Annotated in this window: 1 protein-coding gene; it reads left to right on the top strand. The window is 61.1% G+C overall.

Annotated features, from left to right (window positions below; translation table 11 throughout):
- On the top strand, positions 1–708 hold a 708-nt coding region (locus IIE29_RS16670; protein WP_209326414.1), incomplete at its 5' end, for an IS3 family transposase.
- Positions 709–769: the final 61 nt, after the last annotated feature.

Raw genomic sequence — 769 nt, 5'->3', positions numbered from 1 at the left:
ATGCATATCGTCCTCAACCGCGAACCCGACCAGTTAGGGCGCGGGCATGTGGCCCGATGCACGATCGAGCGCCTGATGAAAGACCTCGGGCTGCACGGCATCAAGAGAGCCAAAGCACCGAACACCACACGGTCAGCACCGCGGGAGAGCTGCCCGGCCGATCTCGTCGATCGCCACTTCGCCGCTTTCGCCCCTGACCAGCTGTGGGTCGCCGACATCACCTACGTGCACACGTTCACCGGGTGGGTCTACGTCGCGTTCGTCACCGACGTGTTCAACCGCGAGATCGTCGGCTGGCAGGTATCGAGGTCGTTGCATACCGAGTTGGCTCTCGATGCCCTGCAGATGGGCATCTACCAGCGTAAACGTGCTGGTCACGACCTGTCCGGGCTGGTGCATCACTCGGACCGCGGGGTCCAGTATCGAGCGATTCGCTATGGCGAGGCCCTCGCCGAACAAGACGCCGTCGCATCTGTCGGATCGAGAGGCGATTCGTACGATAACGCTCTCGCTGAGGCCCTGAACTCACTCTACAAAGCCGAGCTGGTCCGGAACACGGGTCCCTGGAAAGGCGTTGATGATGTCGAGATCGCCACGGCGGAGTGGGTGCACTGGTTCAACACGTACCGACCACACGGAGCACTCGGAGGGGCGACTCCTGCCGCGTTCCGATCAGACCATTTCAGCACGATGCCACGAGCTGGGTAGCTCGTAAATGAGCCGATGAATTCCAAGTAGAAAACTCTCCATCAAACCCGGGGCTTGACAC

The organism is Brevibacterium renqingii, assembly GCF_017808095.1.
GTDB lineage: Bacteria > Actinomycetota > Actinomycetes > Actinomycetales > Brevibacteriaceae > Brevibacterium > Brevibacterium renqingii.
The sequence above is the reverse complement of the archived record's forward strand: the minus strand, read 5'-3'. Positions and strand labels throughout refer to the sequence as shown.